This window comes from Microbulbifer mixtoriginis (SeqCode) (genome assembly GCF_052466695.1).
The window spans coordinates 730,703-747,971 of the sequence record NZ_CP174285.1; the positions used below are offsets into that span (position 1 = coordinate 730,703).

Consider the following 17,269-nt stretch of genomic DNA (forward strand, 5'->3'; position numbering starts at 1 on the left):
AATTGTTCCTTCGGGTGTTGGTTTCGTCTTGCTGCAATAACTGGTAGGAAGTAATGTCCCTCTCCTCAAAAGTTCCCCTTCAAGGTTTCCTCTTGCTTTGGGACTGTGAGGTCTTCAATTGATTTACAGTGATGATTAGAGCGATGTAAGGCTGTTTCGGGGGCAGTAAGAAGTTGCCCCCGAGTAATACCTTCATTGGACGTTATTTGCGCACAAGTAACAAGCCGGTTTCGGTGTGGTCTGTGTAGGGGAATTGATCAAATAAGGCAAAGCGCTCGATGCGGTGGGTCCTACTCAAGAATTTGAGGTTTTCCAGCTGGGTCTCCGGATTACAGGAGATATACAGAATGCGAGGGAAGCGCGCAACCATTGCACAGGTATCTTCATCCAGACCGGCGCGGGGGGGATCTACCAGCACAGTGTCAAAACTGTAACTATCCAGGTCTATATGAGCGAGGCGACGAAATGGGCGAACCTTGTCGATAGCCTGGGTAAACTCCTCGCTGGATAAGCGCACGATATCCAGATTATTGATGCCGTTTACCTGAATATTCTCCTGGGCTGAGTTGACTGAAACCTTGGAGATTTCAGTGGCAAGTACTTTCTCAAAATTTTCACTGAGTGGAATGGTAAAGTTGCCATTGCCGCAATAGAGCTCAAGCAGGTCGCTGGAGTTCTGGCCGCAGGCATTCTTAGCCCACTGGATCATGGAACGGCAAATGTGCCCATTGGGTTGGGTAAAGCTGCCTTCTACTTGTTTGTACTGATAGCTCTTGCCATCGATATCCAGTTTTTCGGTGACGAAATCTCGCTCTAACACCATTTTCTGCTTGCGCGAGCGTCCAAGGATAGGGAAGCCCAGTTTTTCTTGTAAGGCCCTTGCTTCCTGTTCCCAGCTCTCTTCCAGCTTTTTGTGATAGATGAGTGTGATGAGTGCATCACCACTCAAAGTGGTAAGGAATTCGGCGGAGAACAGGCGCTTGCGCAGTATCTCGCTGCTGTTAACGGCCTCCAAGACCTTGGGCATTAGCTGATTCATTAGCTCCGAGCCCACGGTAAATGTATCGATGATAAAAGGCTTTTTATACTCACCCTGGCGATACATGGCGTAATGAGCTACGCCGCCTTCATGCCAAACCTTGAACTCGGCGCGAAGCCGGTAGTGAATGGGCGGAGATGGAAATAGCTCAGGCCCCAGATCGGTAAATTCACGATAGGCCTCGGCCAGGCGCTTGGCCTTTGCATGGAGCTGGTCTTGATAGTCGTCGGTGTTAACGCGGTGCAGTGCCATATTAAAATACGGTAGTCTCAATGGTAGAGCGGGCGCGAATTATATAGGAATCCGTATGGCAATAGGTGAGATTGCAATAAGAGTGTCTGGGCAGGGGCTTCAGGAGTTTACCAGCCAAGTGGCCGATTGGGTGTCGAGGCTCAATGTGGGGGAGGGGCTTTGTACGCTATTTATACAACATACTTCGGCGAGCCTGCTGATCCAGGAGAATGCCGACCCCAGCGCGCGCAGGGATCTTGAGCAATGGCTCAATCGGCTGGTGCCAGAGGATGACCGCCTCTATACCCATACTCTTGAGGGGCCAGACGATATGCCGGCCCATATCAAAGCGGCCCTGACTGCCACTAGCCTCTCGATCCCTGTGCAAAATGGGCGGCTAATGTTAGGTACATGGCAGGGTATCTATTTGTGGGAGCACCGACACCACCACGGTGAGCGCAGAGTCATTCTCCATATCTAAATGTTCGGCCTAGAGGCAGTTGGTGGGCTTGGGGAGCCCGGCAATTTTGCTGGCAATCTTGGCTGGGCTTGGGGGGAACAGCTGCATGAGGTAGATGCTGCGACCTTTTTCCGAGCCCAGGTGCTGGCCGATAAACTTTACTAGCGGGCGCATAGCGGGAGATAGTTCAAATTGGCGATAAAATTCCTGCAGCAGCTCAATGACCTCCCAGTGGGCGTTGGTCAGCTCGATTTTCTCGGCGTGAGCTAGCTCTTCGGCCACATCGCGGTTCCAATCATTGAGGTCTCGCAGGTAACCCTCTTTATCCAGAGGGATTTCCAGGCCATTTACAGTTAGGTTGCTCATTGTATTGATCACCGGAACCAACTGACGATGGGGTAATGCTCGGTACATAGTTGCACCCAGCGAGCATCGTTGATCATCTCTACTGAGGCGAGTGTCGAGCTGGCCTGTATGCCGCGGGCTTCGCTATCGGCTATCAGGCAGTAGACCTTTGCTTCTTGTAGGTCGTGCAAGGCTTGGTGCTTCAGGGCGTAGACCCCGTCTTCAAGCAAGAGTAGGGCATCGCCTTCGGTGAGACTCTGCAGGCAATCGTGTAGTGCCTGGCTGCTAAAAGGCGATTTACTGACAATATGTAAGGTCATCTTAAAAACTCAACACGCACTGGTAAGCAGCGATTAGCTTCCCTGGCTTAGTGACCAGGGTGATTTCCGCTCCGGGAATCTGTATTTGGTCAGGGTGGATACCTCTTTGCTCCAGGCTGTGCTGGCACACATAGAGCTGTTCGACCCCAAACATGGGGAGTGCCATAAGGTTCCGGTACAGGTTTTTTTGTTCTATGGCCTCTGGAGCTTGGTTGTCCAGTAGTTGGAATACGCCATCGCCAAGGAATAACAAATCAACGTCCTGTTCCATAGCTGCTGAGGCGAGCACAGCTTCAATCCCCTCTCGGGCCAGGGCGCTCCCATAGGGTGCAGCCCTGCATAGGGCCAGGGTCTGGTTACCCATTGTTAACCTCCAAAAGTGATCAGGCGCTCAGAGTTGGCAACGGCATCGGTGAGCTGGCCGAGGCCGGCCAGTTCGAAGCCTTCTGCAAGATTGGCTGCGGGCTTTTCCAGGCGGTTTGCTTCCCGCAGGCTTAAGACACCGCGTCTCTGCGCTGCGGCGATACAGACGACCAAATCCAGGTTGTGTTTCTGTTGCAGTGATTGCCACTCATTGATCAGGTCGGCTTCGTCCTGGGGGGGCGCGGCAATATTGTTGCCGTTTTGTATGCCATCACAGTAGAAAAAAATCCGGTAGATTTCATGACCCTCGGCCAGTAGTGCTTTGGCAAAGCGCAATGCGCTGGCTGCCGATTGCGAGGCGTGTGGAGCGGAGTAAATTGCCAGGGAAAACTTCATAGGGGGCCAAATAGTAAAATGCCCCGCAGAGCGGGGCATTGGGTCTAGCTCAGCAGCACTTATGCTTAGTCGTCAGAGGAAGCGAACCCAAGAATGTGCAGCAGGCTGGTGAACAGGTTGAAGATATTCAGGTACAGGGAAGCCGTTGCCATCAGGTAGTTGGTCTCACCGCCGTTGATGATACGGCTGGTGTCATACAGGATGAAACCTGACATCAGCAGGGCAACAACACCACTCAGGGCAACGCTGACCAGAGGCATGTGAATGCCGAAGAAGCCTGCGATGATGACTGCCAGGAAGCAGACCAGTACAGCGATCAGACCAACAGCCAGGAAACCACCCATAAAGCTGAAGTCTTTGCGGGTAGTCAGTACGTAAGCAGACAGGGCAAAGAAAATCAGGGCTGTGGTACCTAAAGCTTGCATTACGATCTGGCCGCCGCCAGCGAGGCCCAGGTAATGGTTAAGCAATGGGCCGATAGATGCGCCCAATAGGCCGGTGAATGCGAAAACAACACCGACGCCGGCGCTGGAATTGGCAGTGCGTGGCAGAACGAACCAAATCAGGGCCAGGGCTCCCAGAGAGCAGATCAGGCTCATGCCGCGGCCCATGCCGACGGCCATAGAGATACCGGCTGTGACAGCACTAAAAAGTACAGTCATGGCCAAGAGGGCATAGGTATTGCGCAACACCTTCGCCGATTCCGAGCGGTCCAGTGCACGGGTATTTGTATAAGCTTGCGGTTGCATTTAGCGACTCCTGCTATTTAATCGATACCGGAATCATATAGCTCGCGGTGGGGACCATCAAGTCGGGAAATCCCTTTTAGGCGCTGGCTATAAATTGAGTTGAATTCGAAAAACCGCAGTTTTTTCAGGGTTTTAGTCGAATCTTCTCCTGTTATTAATAGGGACCGCTGGAGATTTTTCAAGGGGTTTTGCTTGCTTCGGGCCTAAAAGGCACCTCGATATCGACAATCAAAGGCAGGTGATCCGAAGCTTGTCGGGTCAGCACGGTACGTGGCACTCGCACTTTTTTTATCACAATGCCGGCGCTCAAGAAAATATGATCGATTCGCACCTTGAGAAAAGTGCCTTTAGGGCTATGCCTGGGTGCTTGCTCCTGGGCATCGCGCAGGTAGCCGCAGAGGCGTTTACACTCGGCGGAAGTGGGCAGAGCATTGAAGTCACCGAGTAAAATTCGCTCGCCTTTACAGCGAGGGTTGCTCAGCCATTCTGGTCCCAGCAGAGCATCCACCTGCAGTAACCGCTCTGCGCGCGAGAGTCCGAGATGCGTATTGATCACCTGAATTTTGCTGCCATTATGCTCAACCTCTACCCAAATGGCGCCGCGAGGCTCATCTGCAGCGGGATTGAACAAGCGCCCCTTACCCTTGGGTGGCCCCGGTAAAATTCCTTTTTTGATCAGCTTTGCCGGTAGGTGAGTGAGAATGGCGTCGCCGTAGCGCTCCTCATTGAGGTTAATGGCTGGCTGAAAATGCACATCCATTGAGAGTAACCGTGCCAGCCGCTCAGCCTGATCAAGCCCCCCGGTGCGTTTGCGTTTCACATCCAGTTCCTGCAAGGCGACAATATCGGGGCGGTAGCGGGCGATTACCCTGGCAATACGCTGCGGTGACAGAGTACCGTCGGTTCCTTTACAGCTATGCACATTGTAAGTCATGACTCGCAGAGTTTTTTGTGGCAGCTGGTGCTCATCCAATTTCATCGGGTGGGCGCCGCGCAGGTAGGCCCTCGCAGCAGTGCGTAGATCCTGGGGGCGCCAGTAGCCCAGCCGCGGATCTGGCGGCTGTATATCTTTAGGCATTAGGGCAAAGGCGTGGGTTTCCCTGGGACCGGCGGCACCGTGGCTGCCGTTTTCCATGGCGAAAGTCAGAGGCTGTTCCTCGCTGGAGCACCAGCCGTACATCATAAAGTCGCCGGAGTCGGGGTGACTGCACAAGCTGATCATGTCGGCAATGGATTGCTCGGGGTAGGGGTGCTCGTCCCCCATCAACTTGCGGCCGTCTTCGGGCAACCTCACCGGGCCGTGTTTCCACCATCCGTGCACCGGAGACTTTGCCGAAGTGGGGTCTACCCGATAGAGCACCAGAGGCACATGGGCCTGTTCAACTATCTTGCGAGCGACCTGTTCGCGGCTGATATTACCCAATTCCAGGTTGTAGAGCATGGCCAGAGGGCCAAGGGCGGTGAGTGCCAGAGGGGTTTTACTGGCGCTGCAATCAACAGACACCTCCTGTTTTTCTATGTCTTTTTTATCCATCCATTCGCTGCCAAACAAGCGCGCCCGCTCCAGCTGCACGCCGTGCCTGCTTTGGCCTGGCTCAATTTCTGGCGGTTTTGCAAGATCGGACAATGTTTCTGACAGAGCATCGCCAAGGCTGCGGCCAAAGACCTCTTCGTAGGGCTTGGTTTGTTCCTGGCCGTGATCGGAAAAAATCCACACATCGTAGTGGCGCCGATCGGAGGCATGGGCGGCACGCCAAATGCGGGCTATGGCATCGTCGATACCCTTCAATACCCAGTGGGCGAACGCCGAGCGCGGGCCGCGTCGGTGGGACTGCTCATCATAACCGAGCAAATTGACATAAATAATGGGGAGGCCGCGGCTGATGTCCACCTTGACCCCCATGGTGCAAAATTCTCTTGAGAGAATGGTGATACCGACCCGGGTAGGGACAAACATCAATTCCTTGAGCAAGTTTTGCCCCTGCATCACGCCGCGTATGCAGTCTACAAGGGATAGCAGCAACTCCACCACAATCAGTGCAGCTGTGCGTATCAGACTCCATAAGTTGGTTAGGATTAGAACGGCAATGGTCCAGGGGCTGGCACTGCGCAGGGCTGGACCCCAGCCCTGATCGGCTGGGCAAAAGTGTGCCTCGCCGGTCTTGGTACCGGCGCGAAACAGGCTCAGGTAGCAACTGCCATCGCGCAGAAGGGGGTCACGCTGTTTGAACATATCCCTGCTTTCCACCAGCGCGGCCACTTCCGGGTCGTACATACGGCCGAGTTTTTGGGTTTCATGAATAAGAAAGCCAAAGGCCGGTACTGCCTGGCGCACACCGTAGAACAGCTCTGCCTGTACGGCGGGGGTGGTGGAGGGAATCCCGGAAAACATGTGTTCCAGGCGGTAGTGTTCTTTGCGGATCAGGCCCTTTAAGAAAGGCATCCGGCCCCCGGAAAGGGCCTTTAAGAGTTCCGGATGTGCCAAACCATCAATCTGGATCAGGATCAAACCCGGTGCGTGGGGTTGACGGCCGCTGGTGGAGAGTCCTAACAGTTTGGCGATCCACTCGCTGCGGCTGAAGCGGCGGCGCCAGCGCCTAATGGAAAGTCCGACTCTGCTTAACATAATGGGCGGCTATGGCTCCGGTGCCTGGCCAAATGCCGCACCGGCGGCTCCGGTCAGCCCTTCGATAATCTCCCACTGGGCACCAATAAGATTGCGCATGCGCATCCACTGGGCGAAGAGGGAGTCATCCAGGGCCCATCCGTATTTGAGCAGAGGTTGATAGAGATCCAGCGCTCTCTGTGCACAGCTGTGCATAGAGAAATCCCGTGCGGTATTTAAGGCTTCTCGGTTGAGAGCCTGGCGTTGTTCCGGGGGTAGCTGGTAAAGCCAGCGGATTGCCTCAATAAAGCTTTCCAGGTTTATTTCCGTCACCAGTCGCCCATTTTTACCATCGCGTACCATTTCTCGGGAGCCGTTGGCATCCAGGGCAATAACCGGTACCCCTCCAGCCATGGCCTCAGAGAGCACTAGGCCCTGAGTTTCACTGGTAGAGGCGAAAACAAAAGCGTCCATGGCGTTGTACATGTCCCGGCGCGCCTCGCCAAGCACTGCACCGGGCATATGCAGACGCTGGGAAAGCCCCCGGCTGGCAAAAATTGCCTGCAGCTCATCCTCAAGAGGTCCGCTGCCGGCAAACAGGAAGTGAGTGTTGCCTTCATCCCGCATAAATCTCGTTACTGCATTGCAGAGGAAACGCAGATTTTTTTCCTGACCAAAGCGGCCCAGATGGCCCACCACAAATGCGGACTTGGGAATACCCAGGCGCCGACGCACCTTGCTGCCGTCGCCGTTGTTATAGTCCTCCAGTTGAACGCCCGTGGGCACCTCGGCGATGGGGGTTTGAACGCCGCGCTCGCGCAATAATTTAACAATGCTGTGGCTGGGTGCCAGTACCAGGCTGGACAGGTTGGCGTAGCGTGTGGCCAGCTCAATCACGAAGCGTTTCAGCACTTGAGAGTCAGCGGGTACATAGTGGGTATAGTGCTCATAGAGCGTGTGGTGGGTGAAAACCAGCGGTAGCTCCCGCTGCCGGGCTACCCGGAGGGCAGTCATACCCAGAAGAAAAGGGTGATGGGCGTGAACGATATCTGGCTTGAATTGATCCAGCCGATCACTCAAATCCGGTGAAAAAGGCAGTGCTACCGAGAAGTCGCTGCCATTGAAATTTTGGATGGCGTGGATGCGCACAACGTGCTTTTCCCCGGCGATTTTCTCTGGAAATTCCGGGGCCACGATCAAAACCCTGTGCCCTCGCTTGCGATATTCCTCGCTGAAAGCAGCGACCGAGTGCGCCACGCCACCGACATGGGGTAAGTAGGTGTTGGTCAGCATGACGATATTCACTGGGATTTTAACTCCACAGATAGCAGCCCCTCGCCAACCAGTGTGGGTGGAAAGCCAATGGGGTTAACAGCAATGGCCGGTGGCTTTCCGTACCAGTCTGCGGTCCAGGAGACCTTTGGGCGGACTCCGGGAGTGATCTCTAAGGAAATCACTCCAAAGCGCGTCGGCGCTGGGCCGAAACGAATGGGGACTTTGGTAGACGTATCCTTGAGCCATTCCGGCGGTAATCCTGAGACCAGTATCAAGGCGTCCTGTTCCTCTCGCACAAAGCAATTGCGCTGCATGGCGACCCACTCTGCAGCGGCCCAGGCATGCTGCCCGTCGCCCATGCAACCGCCCAGGGAATGGGGGTGGATGGCTTCAGGCCACTGGCCGGTGGGGGAGGCCAGTTTGGCGACACTGCGCATCAACTCCAGGCATCGCCGATCCCCGGCGCGCAGTAAGACCTGGGCAATATGTAGTGTGAGGTAGGCATTGATACCCGAGTGGATCATATCCTGAAAGAAACCGCCGCTGACAAAGCATTTGTCGATCAAAAAGTCAGCCAGGTCGATCAAGCGGGGATCATCCGGGGGGTAGAGCTGTAGTGGATAGCCTGCCACCACGGACCCGATAGCTCCGGCATCCAGGCGCCGGTTGGGAGAGGCCGGCATGGCGGATCTTCCGAGCCGTTCTTGAGCACTGCTGAGGCTTTCGTCAATGGTGCGCTGAAAATCATTGGCGGCGGTGCTGAATCGGTGTGCATTGTCGTCGATGCCTTCTCTGGTGCAGATGGCGGCAGCGGCGTGTAATCCGGCTACTCCCCAAAAATCATCCCAGTAGTAACAGTCGTTGGGGCCCAGGTGCTCTGCACTGAAGCCCGCTGGTAACAGGCCCGCACAGAGGCTGCCATCCTGGGGCAGGCGCTTGTTGATAATCCATCTGGCTCCCTTGAGGATGGGCTCGCACCAGAATTGCTTAAGCGGCTTATTTGCCAGCTGGCAAAATAAGTTGAATATCCAAAGAGCTTCGCCGTTGGAATCCCACTCACCATCCTGGGAGTGAAAAAAACCATCGCGTTTTTGTCGGTGGGGAAACTGATCCAAAGCCCGTTCTGCGCGATCTATCAAGCCTGCGTAAAGGAGTGACTGGATCATAAAGGCGGCATCCCGGAACCAGAATCGCTTGTAGGTGTAGGGGCCTGGGTACACATCTTTGGGGGAGTGCAGAATCAGGGTGCGAATGGCTGAGTCGTAGAGGAACTGGAAGTCCCGGTCTGGAATCTTGAGCGCGCAGTGGCCTGCCAAGCTTTCCGCCCAGCTTTTCGTCTCTGTGTCTTTAGGGGTTTCGCTGTCGAGGGGAATTGAAACTTCCAGCTTCAGGGGTTTGTGACGCTCTAATCGAAACATGGCTGCAGCGGAGGCCATGCCCACATCACATTCACCCTGCATACGCCCAGTTTCGTCTTTCAAGTGCAGGTAAATATCCCCACCGCGATAATCTGAGGCCAGGTGCTTGTCGATGGGTTGACTGAATAAAACCGCTTGCTTGTCTTCAATGAGCCACCCCCGGCCTTGGTCATTGAGGCGCACCTTGTGTACAAAACTGACCCCCTCTGGATTACATGGGCGCAGCACTACCAGTAGCCAGCCGCTGTTCCGGCAACTGGCGGTAAGTTTGATGTTGCAGTGGGGGGCTCCATCAATGGCTTCTACGGCTACAGTGTTGCGCAGTTTGAGTCCGTGGCGAGCGGATTCCGTAACCACAGAGAGGTGATCATCCAGTTCCTGATGTTGCTCACAGTAGGTGAGGGAGGCGGGAGTTAATTCCTCGCCACCGTCGCCGATTACCCAGGCATCAATGGACCACCCGTCGTAGTAGGGTGTGACCAGGCCACGGGGATCGACCACCGGCAAAGCCTCACAGTCCGGCAACCCCACAGCGGTCCAATTGCGGTGGCTGAGGTTACAGTGGGTAATAGAAAAAGCCCGGGGGATAAACGAATTATCTCGTGGGTCAAACTGGCGTTGTATCCAATAGGGCCAGACCCAGTCCAGATTGTGCTGGATTACCTTGCTGTTGATCAGTGCACGGGCGTGAAATACCGCACCCGCACGCAGTAGCTCAATGGGCTCGCTGACTTCTGAGGGTTCGGCGAAGCGCTGCAAGCGAGCCATCAATGTCAGCGGATCAAGAAAACCGTGGGCGGTGGCAAATCGGCGTACGAAGAAGCGCCACGGTAGCCATTTCATCCAGGGCATCAGAGATCCTCTTCTTTCACGATCTTCTTCAGGGCGCGTCGCGCCATGCGTGTGAGGCCGATCAAGGCCAGTACAGCCAGTACAAAGCCCATGATGTAAAGCGCCCATTGCACCGTAGTGCGCTCCTCCACCTCACCCAGGGACGTTAGATCCGCGGCGATGGAGCCTACATACACATTGTTCAGGGTAAGGGGAATTACCCCCAACGCGTTGCCCAGTATGAAATCCCGCAAGCGAACCGGTGTTAGCCCAAAGAAATAGTTGGAGAGCTTGAAAGGGAACAGTGGTACCAGGCGGGTTAACATGATCATCTGCCAGCCCTCACGACGAATCACTTCGCCCACCGTGGCGGGCTTTATGTGGGACATAATCCAGCGTGATGGCCTCTCTCCGAGCAAGTAGCGGGCAATCAGAAAGGCCAAGGTTGCGCCGAGGACGGTTCCCAACAGTACCAACAAAGTGCCTTTGATTACTCCAAATACAAATCCTGCGCCCATGGTGAAAATAACACCAGGCAACAACAATACGATCGCCAGGGCAACGATTAACACGAATAGCAGGCTGGTTTGCCAGCCCTGCTCATTGAGCCACTGGAACAGTTCGATCAGTCGCTCATCCAGGTTGAAATACATCATCAGGCTGAGCGCACCGGCCACGGCGATCAGGCAAATCAGAATCACAATTACCGGTAGGAATTTCACCGCCATAGAACTGCTCGGGAGCCAACAACAAGCGGTTTTGATCGCCGCCAGTTATTAGCCTAGCCAATGGAAAAGGGCAGGTAAAACTTCATTTTGACGCACCCGGGTTTTATCGAGCGCTAGCACCTAGAAAGGATTTATTGGCGGGGAAATGGCTCAGGCAGATATAAAAAAAAGAAATATGTAGGGGGAGTACACTGGTTGGCGTGGGGATAGGCGTGCTGACTAAGCGGTGAGCATGAAGCACATATACTTACTGGAATAATTGCATATTGTGCGGTTGTGTGCTGCTGCCAGGAAGGGGTGATCGTTGTTCAAGGGCGGGTTCGCAATATGGATCTTTATCGGCGCTGCCTGGAGCTCTGCCCCTGAGCCTGTGCTTCCGCTCAATGATGCAGTACAAACGGCCATTCGTACCAACCTGCGGGTGCAGGGCGCGGCTCTAGAAGTCGATGAGGCGGGAGATATGGTTGAGGCGCTAAAGACACGCCGTTACCCGCGATTGGAACTGAATGCCGCCATCAATCACAACCTCACCACCCAGAGCTATACCTTCCCTGAGGGTAGCCTTGTTCCCGATTCTGAAATAGGACCAATCCCACCAAACAATGTGGAGATCACCACCGAGCAGGGAACTACTGAGATCGTCTCCTTCAGTGCGCGCCAGCCTCTTACCCGTCTCTACACTATTGCCTTGGAAATCTGTGAGGGCTATGTCACCACTGCGATGGCGGTGCAAAAAGTGCGCTGGACGCAGCAGGATGTCGCTTTTTTGGTAAAGCTGCAGTATTTCGAGGTGGGCAGGATTATCGGTGACCTCCAGGCGATTGATGAATCTATTTTGTTCTTGAGTTCCCTGAGTGACCTGGTGCGCAATTATGTCGACCAACAGGTGGCTCTGGAATACGAGTTGCTGGATGTACGTGCCCGCTTGGCCCAGCGTCAACTGGAGCGTCAGCGCAGGATTGATGAGATGATTACGGCCAAGGAGCGACTCAATGCGCTATTGGGGCGCGATGTAGAAACGCCATTTAGCGTCGAGCACCTCCCTGTACCTCATCAAGTCGTGTATGACACCGATGCATCCCTAGTGTTGGCCTTTGATCAACGCCCTGATTTTATTGAATCGCTGTTGGCCATTGAGAAGGCTGAATACAGCTACGATGTTAAGAAATCTGAATATATTCCCGATATAGACTTTCACTTCAGCTATCTCAAGCTCTTTAACGTAAGCCTTGTGCCTGATGCCGAGGCAATCGTTGCTTTAGATTTACGCTGGGAGATTTTTGACTGGGGGCGCAAGCGGGATGAGCTGGCCAGCCGCGCGAGTAAAATTGCTGGGGCCGAAGTTAGAGTGGGGGAATTGCGCGGTCAAATTGAAGTAGAAGTGCGCGACAGCTTGCGCAAGTTACGGACTGCGCAGGAATCGGTTGCTGTAGCCCGAGAATTACAAGCGGCATATCGGGAAAAGTTACGGGTAATGATCAACCGCTATCGTGAGCAAACGACGCTATTAACCAACGTACTGGAAACGGAAACCCAGCTCGATCGCGCCAACAGCGATTACAACAAAGCGGTACTTTCTGTCTGGAGGGCGTTAGCCGAATACGAAAGAGCGGTCGGGGAGGTGTAACGATGTTGCGTTTACCCCTTTTACTGATGTTTCTGCTCTTACTATCGGCCTGCCAAAGTGAGCCGCCGGGGAAAAGTCCGGTGCCTGTGCAAGCTACAGTGGCTCGTACAGAAAGTGGAATTGAAGGTTATCCATACTCTGCAGTGGTCCACCCCTATACGCAGGTAGATGTAGCATTTCGAACAGAGGGATATATCGATGAAATTCCAACTCGTCGGGCGCTTGGAAAAATAAGAATATTGCAGGGCGGGGACCGAGTGATTCAGGGAGAGCCCCTGGCTATCGTCAACGACGAGCAATACAGAGACAAGGTGGTTGAGGCGGCAGCGAATGTCAGTAAAGCAGAGGCTGCCCGGAGGAAAGCAGATCTGGACTACAAAAGAGCTTCGGCTCTTTTTGCCACCGCAAGTATCACGGCGCCGGATTACGACGCCGCCCGGGAGGAGTATGAGATCTCACAGGCCTCGGTTGTAGGTTCTAAGGCACGCTTGGATAACGCTAAAGAGAATCTTAATGACACGGTATTACGTTCACCCCTTACGGGAATTATTCTTCAACGCAATATAGAGGTCGGCACTCTGGTGCAAAGGGATGCCGTTGGTTTTGTGGTTGCCGATATCTCTCGTGTCAAAGTGGTTTTTAATGTGCCTGATGTGGTGTTGAGCTTTGCCAAACTGGGTAGTGTTATCTCTATGATGACAGAGTCCCAACCAGGCAAGACTTTTACTGGCCAGGTCACAGAAGTTTCCCCGAAAGCAGAGGAACGCACCAGAGTTTTTGCCATTACCGTAACCGTGCCTAACCCCAATGCAATATTAAAACCGGGCATGATTATGAGTCTTTTACTGGACAAAATGCAGCCTCAGCCAAACCGGGTTGTGGTGCCCCTTTCATGTTTGGTCCCGCAGTCAAATGAGTCGGAAGGCTTTGCCGTTTTTGTATTGGAAATTGACAACAATGTTTTACAGGCAAAGCTGCGCAGAGTGGTTCCAGGGCCGGTAGTGGGTAACAACATTGTTGTTTTACACGGCCTCAAGGAGGGGGAGCGGGTTGTGTCAAATGGCGCGTCACAATTACAGGATGGTCAGACGGTAAGGATAGTGCCCTAGTGCCTCAAGGGAATATCAATGGTGGTTAAAGACGAAAAAACCAGAGAAGAAATTCTGGAAGCTGAAAGTGAGCATCGCTTTAATACCGCTCGCTTTTTTGTCGATAACTCCTCCATTTCATGGGCGCTATTGGTTGGGGTTATGTTTTGGGGGCTTATCTCTTATATCGCGATGCCCAAAAGTAAGGACCCTGATATTCCCGTCCGTATAGCCACAGCAACAACCAAATGGCCAGGGCAAAGTGCCATCAAAGTTGAGGAGCTGGTGACACGACGAATTGAAGATGCCATCGCCCAGAGTGAATATCTCTACCAGCCAGATGCGCGTTCCTTTGCAATAAAATCCCTGACCCTTAACGGTGTGTCCGTAGTACAAACTCAGCTTGCCCCCCACACCGATGTCACTAAGGCATTTAATGATATAAACCTGAAACTTATTGACGCGCAGAGTCAACTGCCTTCAGGGACACAGGCTACTCAATTCAATGATGAATTTGGGGATACGGCTGCCGTGCTTTTGGCAGTAGCCAGCCCAAGGGCCGGAGCTACTGAAATAAGCCTCCGGGCAGAAAACATTCGAGAAGCATTATCGGAGGTTCGCGCCAAGTATAAAAATCAGGGAGTAGAGCAGAGGGTTAGTATTATGGTGGCCCTGCCGCTTTCAGTGCACGGGGTGAATAGCTTGGCTGCCTTCAAGGTCTTTTCCCGCTGGATGGAGAAACAGGGTTATGGCACTGCATTTAAAATTCTGTCGGGCCCCGGTTATATCGGCGTAGATTTTACCTCAGATAAAAGCGATGAAGAGTTGATGCGCGCGGGATATCGTTTTTTAAATGAGCGACTTAGTGCACAGAAATTTTTTCCCGACTCCTGGCAGCCTTTTCTTGTACGAGATATTGCTAAAACTCGTGAGCGTCTTGCCGAAGTGGCTGGGGCAAAATACAGCTATCGGCAGCTGGATGATTTCTCTGATCTCATCGCTGCGAATATTCGCACTCTCCCGCAGGTAAAGCGGGTACTGCGTTCCGGGGTGCTGCAACAGCAAGTCGATTTGGTTTATTCCCAGGAGCGGCTTGCTTCTTACGGCCTGCGCCCGGATATGATTGGCCCAATACTCAATGCCCGCAATACAACCATTCCTGGCGGCAATCTGACTGTTGAGGATATGGATGTCGCAATATTTCCCAGTGGGGACTTTAGCAATTATGAAGAAATTGGGGATGTACCTATCGCTTTGAGTGATGATGGTACTCCGGTGTACCTACGGGGTGTACTGGATGTTTCAATGGGCTATGAGTCGCCACCAGAGCTATTAAATTACTATGTCAGCAAATCTAAACACGATGGAACATGGCAACGGCATCGCAGCGTCAACTTATCGGTACAGATGCGTGATGGTGAGCAAATCGGCGAGCTAGGCAAGGTACTCACAAAGTTACTGGAACAGGTTAGAGCCGACTTGCCGCCAGATTTAATTATTGAAAAAGTGTCTGATCAGCCCAGACAAGTAAAGGAAAGTGTGGGGCTTTTTATTGAGGCGCTGGTTGAAGCCATTATCCTTGTGGTTATTGTCGCTTTTATCGGGTTTTCTGATTGGCGTTCCGCTGTCCTACTGATGATCTCAATCCCGATTACCTTGGCAATGACCTTCGGCTTTATCCAGTTTATGGGGGTGGATATTCAACAGGTCTCTATTGCAGCCTTGATTATTGCCCTGGGGCTTTTAGTGGATGATCCTGTTGTTGCCGGGGATGCCATCAAGCGACAGATGGCCGCGGGAAAACCATCGTTTATTGCTGCCTGGCTTGGTCCAACCCTACTCGCGAAAGCCATTTTCTTTGCGACGCTCACCAATGTGGTTGCGTATTTACCTTTCTTACTACTAACCGGAAATCAAGGTGATTTTTTGCACAGTTTGCCAATTGTTATGGCCTGCGCATTGATCTCCTCCCGGATAGTATCTATGACTTTTCTGCCTTTCATAGGAAATCTTCTCTTGCGTCCACCGAAGCGTACAGAGCCAACACTGGAGGAGAGGCGGAAACATGGGCTTACAGGTGTGTACTATCGAACCGCTAGCTGGGCTATAGATCATAGGAAACTTGTATTACTGGGATTTCTACTTTTTCTGATTGCGGGAGTGGTATTGAAAACGCAATTGAAAAATGCCTTTTTTCCAGATGACATTCAATATTTGTCCTATGTGGATGTCTGGTTGCAGAATGATGCAAGCATTGATGCAACAGATAATGTTGCCAAACAAGCGGAGCAGGTGATTAGACAAACAATAGAAAAGTATCAAAAAGAAAATGGTGGGAATTCTGATGAACCAATTCTACAGGCACTGAGTACTACCGTTGGTGGAGGGGCGCCGCGTTTTTGGTATACAGTGAACCCTCGGCCACAGCAAGCTAATTATGGTCAAATTATTATCCGTATCAATGATAAAAATCTGACTCCAAAGTTGGTGCCGTTTATTCAGGAAGCACTCAGTAAGAATATCCCCGGAGCCGATCTGGATGTGCGCCAACTGCAAACTACTCCGGTAGATTACCCCTTTGAAATAAGGGTGTCAGGGCGTGTGACAACCGGTTCTGAGGAAGAGCGTAAGGATATTATTATCTTGCGAGATGTTGCCGAGAGAGTGAAAAATATTGTACAGAAATCGGCATATGCTCGCACGGTTCGCCAGAACTGGGGAGAGAGGAGTCTTGCGGTTTATATGAATGTTCTTGAAGACCGGGCAGCCATGTCTAGAGTCACTAATGCCGATATTGCCCAGGCTTCATCAACGGCAATTAATGGTAGTGAGGTATCCACATTACGGGAGGGGGACAAAGAAATACCAATTGTTATTCGCCTCCGGCTGGATCAGCGTGGGCAATTGCAGGATATTAACAATCTTTATGTGTTTTCATCAGATACGGAAGTAAGAGTTCCCCTAGAGCAGGTGGCGACAACAAGAATTGACTTTAGAACTGAGCGAATTCGTCGTTTGGAAAAATTTCGCACGATTTCTGTTTTTGCATACCCTTATGCAGGATTTATTGCCTCCGATATTATGGGAGATGTAAAAGATGAATTAGATGCCTTGCAAAAGACGTTGCCCAGTGGTTATCAAATACAAGCTTCTGGAGATGCGGCTAACTCAACACATGGGTTTGCACAGCTACTCATGATACTTGGTGTTTCCTCGGGGGCCATTTTTTTGGCTCTGGTTTTCCAGTTTAGTAACTTATTGAAGCCCTTGGTGGTATTTGCCACCGTACCACTGGGTATGGTGGGTGCCCTTGCCGCGCTTTATGTTACTGGCCAGCCATTCGGGTTTATGGCTTTTCTGGGGATAGTAAGCTTGGTAGGGGTAATTGTCAGCCATATTATTGTCTTGTTTGATTTTATAGAAGTGCGTCATGCCGCAGGCGATCCTTTCAGAGAGGCATTGTTGGACGCGGGGATCCTACGACTAAGACCAATCCTGATCACAATAGCGGCTACTACCTGCGCCCTGGTGCCTCTCGCTTTCCATGGTGGTCCTCTTTGGCAGCCTTTATGTTTTGCCCAGATAGGAGGCTTGATATTGGCAACCTGCGGTACTTTGCTACTGGTGCCGGTGCTTTATACCGTGATGGTGGTGGATCTAAAGTGGATTCACTGGCACGAGAGGGGTTCAGGCGCGGAAGACGGCAGTAGAAACATGGTAGAAGCATAAGAACTCTACTTAACCACCAGTGTCCTTCAGCGGGATTAGTCACCTCATATCGCTTAATTGGTTTG

The 17,269-nt window shown here is 52.5% G+C and carries 14 protein-coding genes; 4 read left to right on the top strand and 10 right to left on the bottom strand.

The window, feature by feature from the left end:
* Nucleotides 1-202: 202 nt before the first annotated feature.
* Nucleotides 203-1,291, bottom strand: a complete 1,089-nt coding sequence (gene trmA, locus ACJJI0_RS03245; protein WP_444884652.1) for a tRNA (uridine(54)-C5)-methyltransferase TrmA — start codon at nucleotides 1,289-1,291, stop codon at nucleotides 203-205.
* Nucleotides 1,292-1,346: 55 nt separating this feature from the next.
* Between trmA and ACJJI0_RS03250 the strand changes: the two genes are divergently transcribed.
* A complete protein-coding gene (locus ACJJI0_RS03250; protein ID WP_444884653.1) occupies nucleotides 1,347-1,751 on the top strand; it encodes a secondary thiamine-phosphate synthase enzyme YjbQ in 405 nt (134 codons plus the stop codon).
* Between the two features lie 9 nt (nucleotides 1,752-1,760).
* Here ACJJI0_RS03250 and ACJJI0_RS03255 read toward each other — a convergent pair whose 3' ends face one another.
* The 9 genes from ACJJI0_RS03255 to ACJJI0_RS03295 all read right to left on the bottom strand — a co-directional run bounded on the left by ACJJI0_RS03255 (nucleotide 1,761) and on the right by ACJJI0_RS03295 (nucleotide 10,760).
* On the bottom strand, nucleotides 1,761-2,096 hold the full coding sequence (locus tag ACJJI0_RS03255; protein ID WP_444884654.1) for a TusE/DsrC/DsvC family sulfur relay protein: 336 nt from the start codon (nucleotides 2,094-2,096) through the stop codon (nucleotides 1,761-1,763).
* A gap of 8 nt (nucleotides 2,097-2,104) precedes the next feature.
* Nucleotides 2,105-2,395, bottom strand: a complete 291-nt coding sequence (gene tusB, locus ACJJI0_RS03260; RefSeq protein WP_444884655.1) for a sulfurtransferase complex subunit TusB — start codon at nucleotides 2,393-2,395, stop codon at nucleotides 2,105-2,107.
* Nucleotide 2,396: 1 nt separating this feature from the next.
* Entirely contained in the window at nucleotides 2,397-2,759 is a 363-nt protein-coding gene (gene tusC / locus ACJJI0_RS03265; RefSeq protein WP_444884656.1) for a sulfurtransferase complex subunit TusC, read from the bottom strand.
* Between the two features lie 2 nt (nucleotides 2,760-2,761).
* The gene (tusD, locus tag ACJJI0_RS03270; RefSeq protein ID WP_444884657.1) at nucleotides 2,762-3,154 is read right to left on the bottom strand and encodes a sulfurtransferase complex subunit TusD; all 393 of its coding nucleotides are present in this window, start codon (nucleotides 3,152-3,154) and stop codon (nucleotides 2,762-2,764) included.
* Nucleotides 3,155-3,219: 65 nt separating this feature from the next.
* Complete coding sequence (locus ACJJI0_RS03275; RefSeq protein ID WP_152453311.1) at nucleotides 3,220-3,903, bottom strand: Bax inhibitor-1/YccA family protein; 684 nt, start codon at nucleotides 3,901-3,903, stop codon at nucleotides 3,220-3,222.
* A 178-nt stretch (nucleotides 3,904-4,081) separates the two neighbouring features.
* Complete coding sequence (locus tag ACJJI0_RS03280) at nucleotides 4,082-6,529, bottom strand: endonuclease/exonuclease/phosphatase family protein (RefSeq protein ID WP_444884658.1); 2,448 nt, start codon at nucleotides 6,527-6,529, stop codon at nucleotides 4,082-4,084.
* A 9-nt stretch (nucleotides 6,530-6,538) separates the two neighbouring features.
* A complete protein-coding gene (locus ACJJI0_RS03285) occupies nucleotides 6,539-7,813 on the bottom strand; it encodes a glycosyltransferase (protein WP_444884659.1) in 1,275 nt (424 codons plus the stop codon).
* Complete coding sequence (locus ACJJI0_RS03290; RefSeq protein ID WP_444884660.1) at nucleotides 7,810-10,053, bottom strand: hypothetical protein; 2,244 nt, start codon at nucleotides 10,051-10,053, stop codon at nucleotides 7,810-7,812. The genes ACJJI0_RS03285 and ACJJI0_RS03290 overlap by 4 nt, the downstream gene beginning before the upstream one ends.
* Nucleotides 10,053-10,760, bottom strand: a complete 708-nt coding sequence (locus ACJJI0_RS03295; RefSeq protein ID WP_252081918.1) for a TVP38/TMEM64 family protein — start codon at nucleotides 10,758-10,760, stop codon at nucleotides 10,053-10,055. The genes ACJJI0_RS03290 and ACJJI0_RS03295 overlap by 1 nt, the downstream gene beginning before the upstream one ends.
* Nucleotides 10,761-11,064: 304 nt before the next feature.
* Between ACJJI0_RS03295 and ACJJI0_RS03300 the strand changes: the two genes are divergently transcribed.
* From ACJJI0_RS03300 to ACJJI0_RS03310, 3 genes are read left to right on the top strand one after another with little or no spacing between them, the layout of a single operon-like run.
* A complete protein-coding gene (locus tag ACJJI0_RS03300) occupies nucleotides 11,065-12,387 on the top strand; it encodes a TolC family protein (RefSeq protein WP_444884661.1) in 1,323 nt (440 codons plus the stop codon).
* A gap of 2 nt (nucleotides 12,388-12,389) precedes the next feature.
* Nucleotides 12,390-13,496, top strand: coding sequence for an efflux RND transporter periplasmic adaptor subunit (locus ACJJI0_RS03305; protein WP_444884662.1), 1,107 nt, complete (start codon nucleotides 12,390-12,392; stop codon nucleotides 13,494-13,496).
* Nucleotides 13,497-13,514: 18 nt separating this feature from the next.
* Complete coding sequence (locus ACJJI0_RS03310) at nucleotides 13,515-17,204, top strand: efflux RND transporter permease subunit (RefSeq protein ID WP_444884663.1); 3,690 nt, start codon at nucleotides 13,515-13,517, stop codon at nucleotides 17,202-17,204.
* The last annotated feature ends 65 nt before the right edge of the window (nucleotides 17,205-17,269 follow it).

Excerpts from the sequence above, each read along its gene's own strand:
- ACJJI0_RS03295 (WP_252081918.1), bottom strand. The coding sequence starts at position 10,760 with ATGGCGGTGAAATTCCTACCGGTAATTGTGATTCTGATTTGCCTGATC.
- trmA (WP_444884652.1), bottom strand. The coding sequence starts at position 1,291 with ATGGCACTGCACCGCGTTAACACCGACGACTATCAAGACCAGCTCCAT.
- ACJJI0_RS03275 (WP_152453311.1), bottom strand. The coding sequence starts at position 3,903 with ATGCAACCGCAAGCTTATACAAATACCCGTGCACTGGACCGCTCGGAA.
- ACJJI0_RS03255 (WP_444884654.1), bottom strand. The coding sequence starts at position 2,096 with ATGAGCAACCTAACTGTAAATGGCCTGGAAATCCCTCTGGATAAAGAG.
- tusB (WP_444884655.1), bottom strand. The coding sequence starts at position 2,395 with ATGACCTTACATATTGTCAGTAAATCGCCTTTTAGCAGCCAGGCACTA.
- ACJJI0_RS03310 (WP_444884663.1), top strand. The coding sequence starts at position 13,515 with ATGGTGGTTAAAGACGAAAAAACCAGAGAAGAAATTCTGGAAGCTGAA.
- ACJJI0_RS03305 (WP_444884662.1), top strand. The coding sequence starts at position 12,390 with ATGTTGCGTTTACCCCTTTTACTGATGTTTCTGCTCTTACTATCGGCC.
- tusD (WP_444884657.1), bottom strand. The coding sequence starts at position 3,154 with ATGAAGTTTTCCCTGGCAATTTACTCCGCTCCACACGCCTCGCAATCG.
- ACJJI0_RS03250 (WP_444884653.1), top strand. The coding sequence starts at position 1,347 with ATGGCAATAGGTGAGATTGCAATAAGAGTGTCTGGGCAGGGGCTTCAG.
- ACJJI0_RS03290 (WP_444884660.1), bottom strand. The coding sequence starts at position 10,053 with ATGCCCTGGATGAAATGGCTACCGTGGCGCTTCTTCGTACGCCGATTT.
- ACJJI0_RS03280 (WP_444884658.1), bottom strand. The coding sequence starts at position 6,529 with ATGTTAAGCAGAGTCGGACTTTCCATTAGGCGCTGGCGCCGCCGCTTC.
- tusC (WP_444884656.1), bottom strand. The coding sequence starts at position 2,759 with ATGGGTAACCAGACCCTGGCCCTATGCAGGGCTGCACCCTATGGGAGC.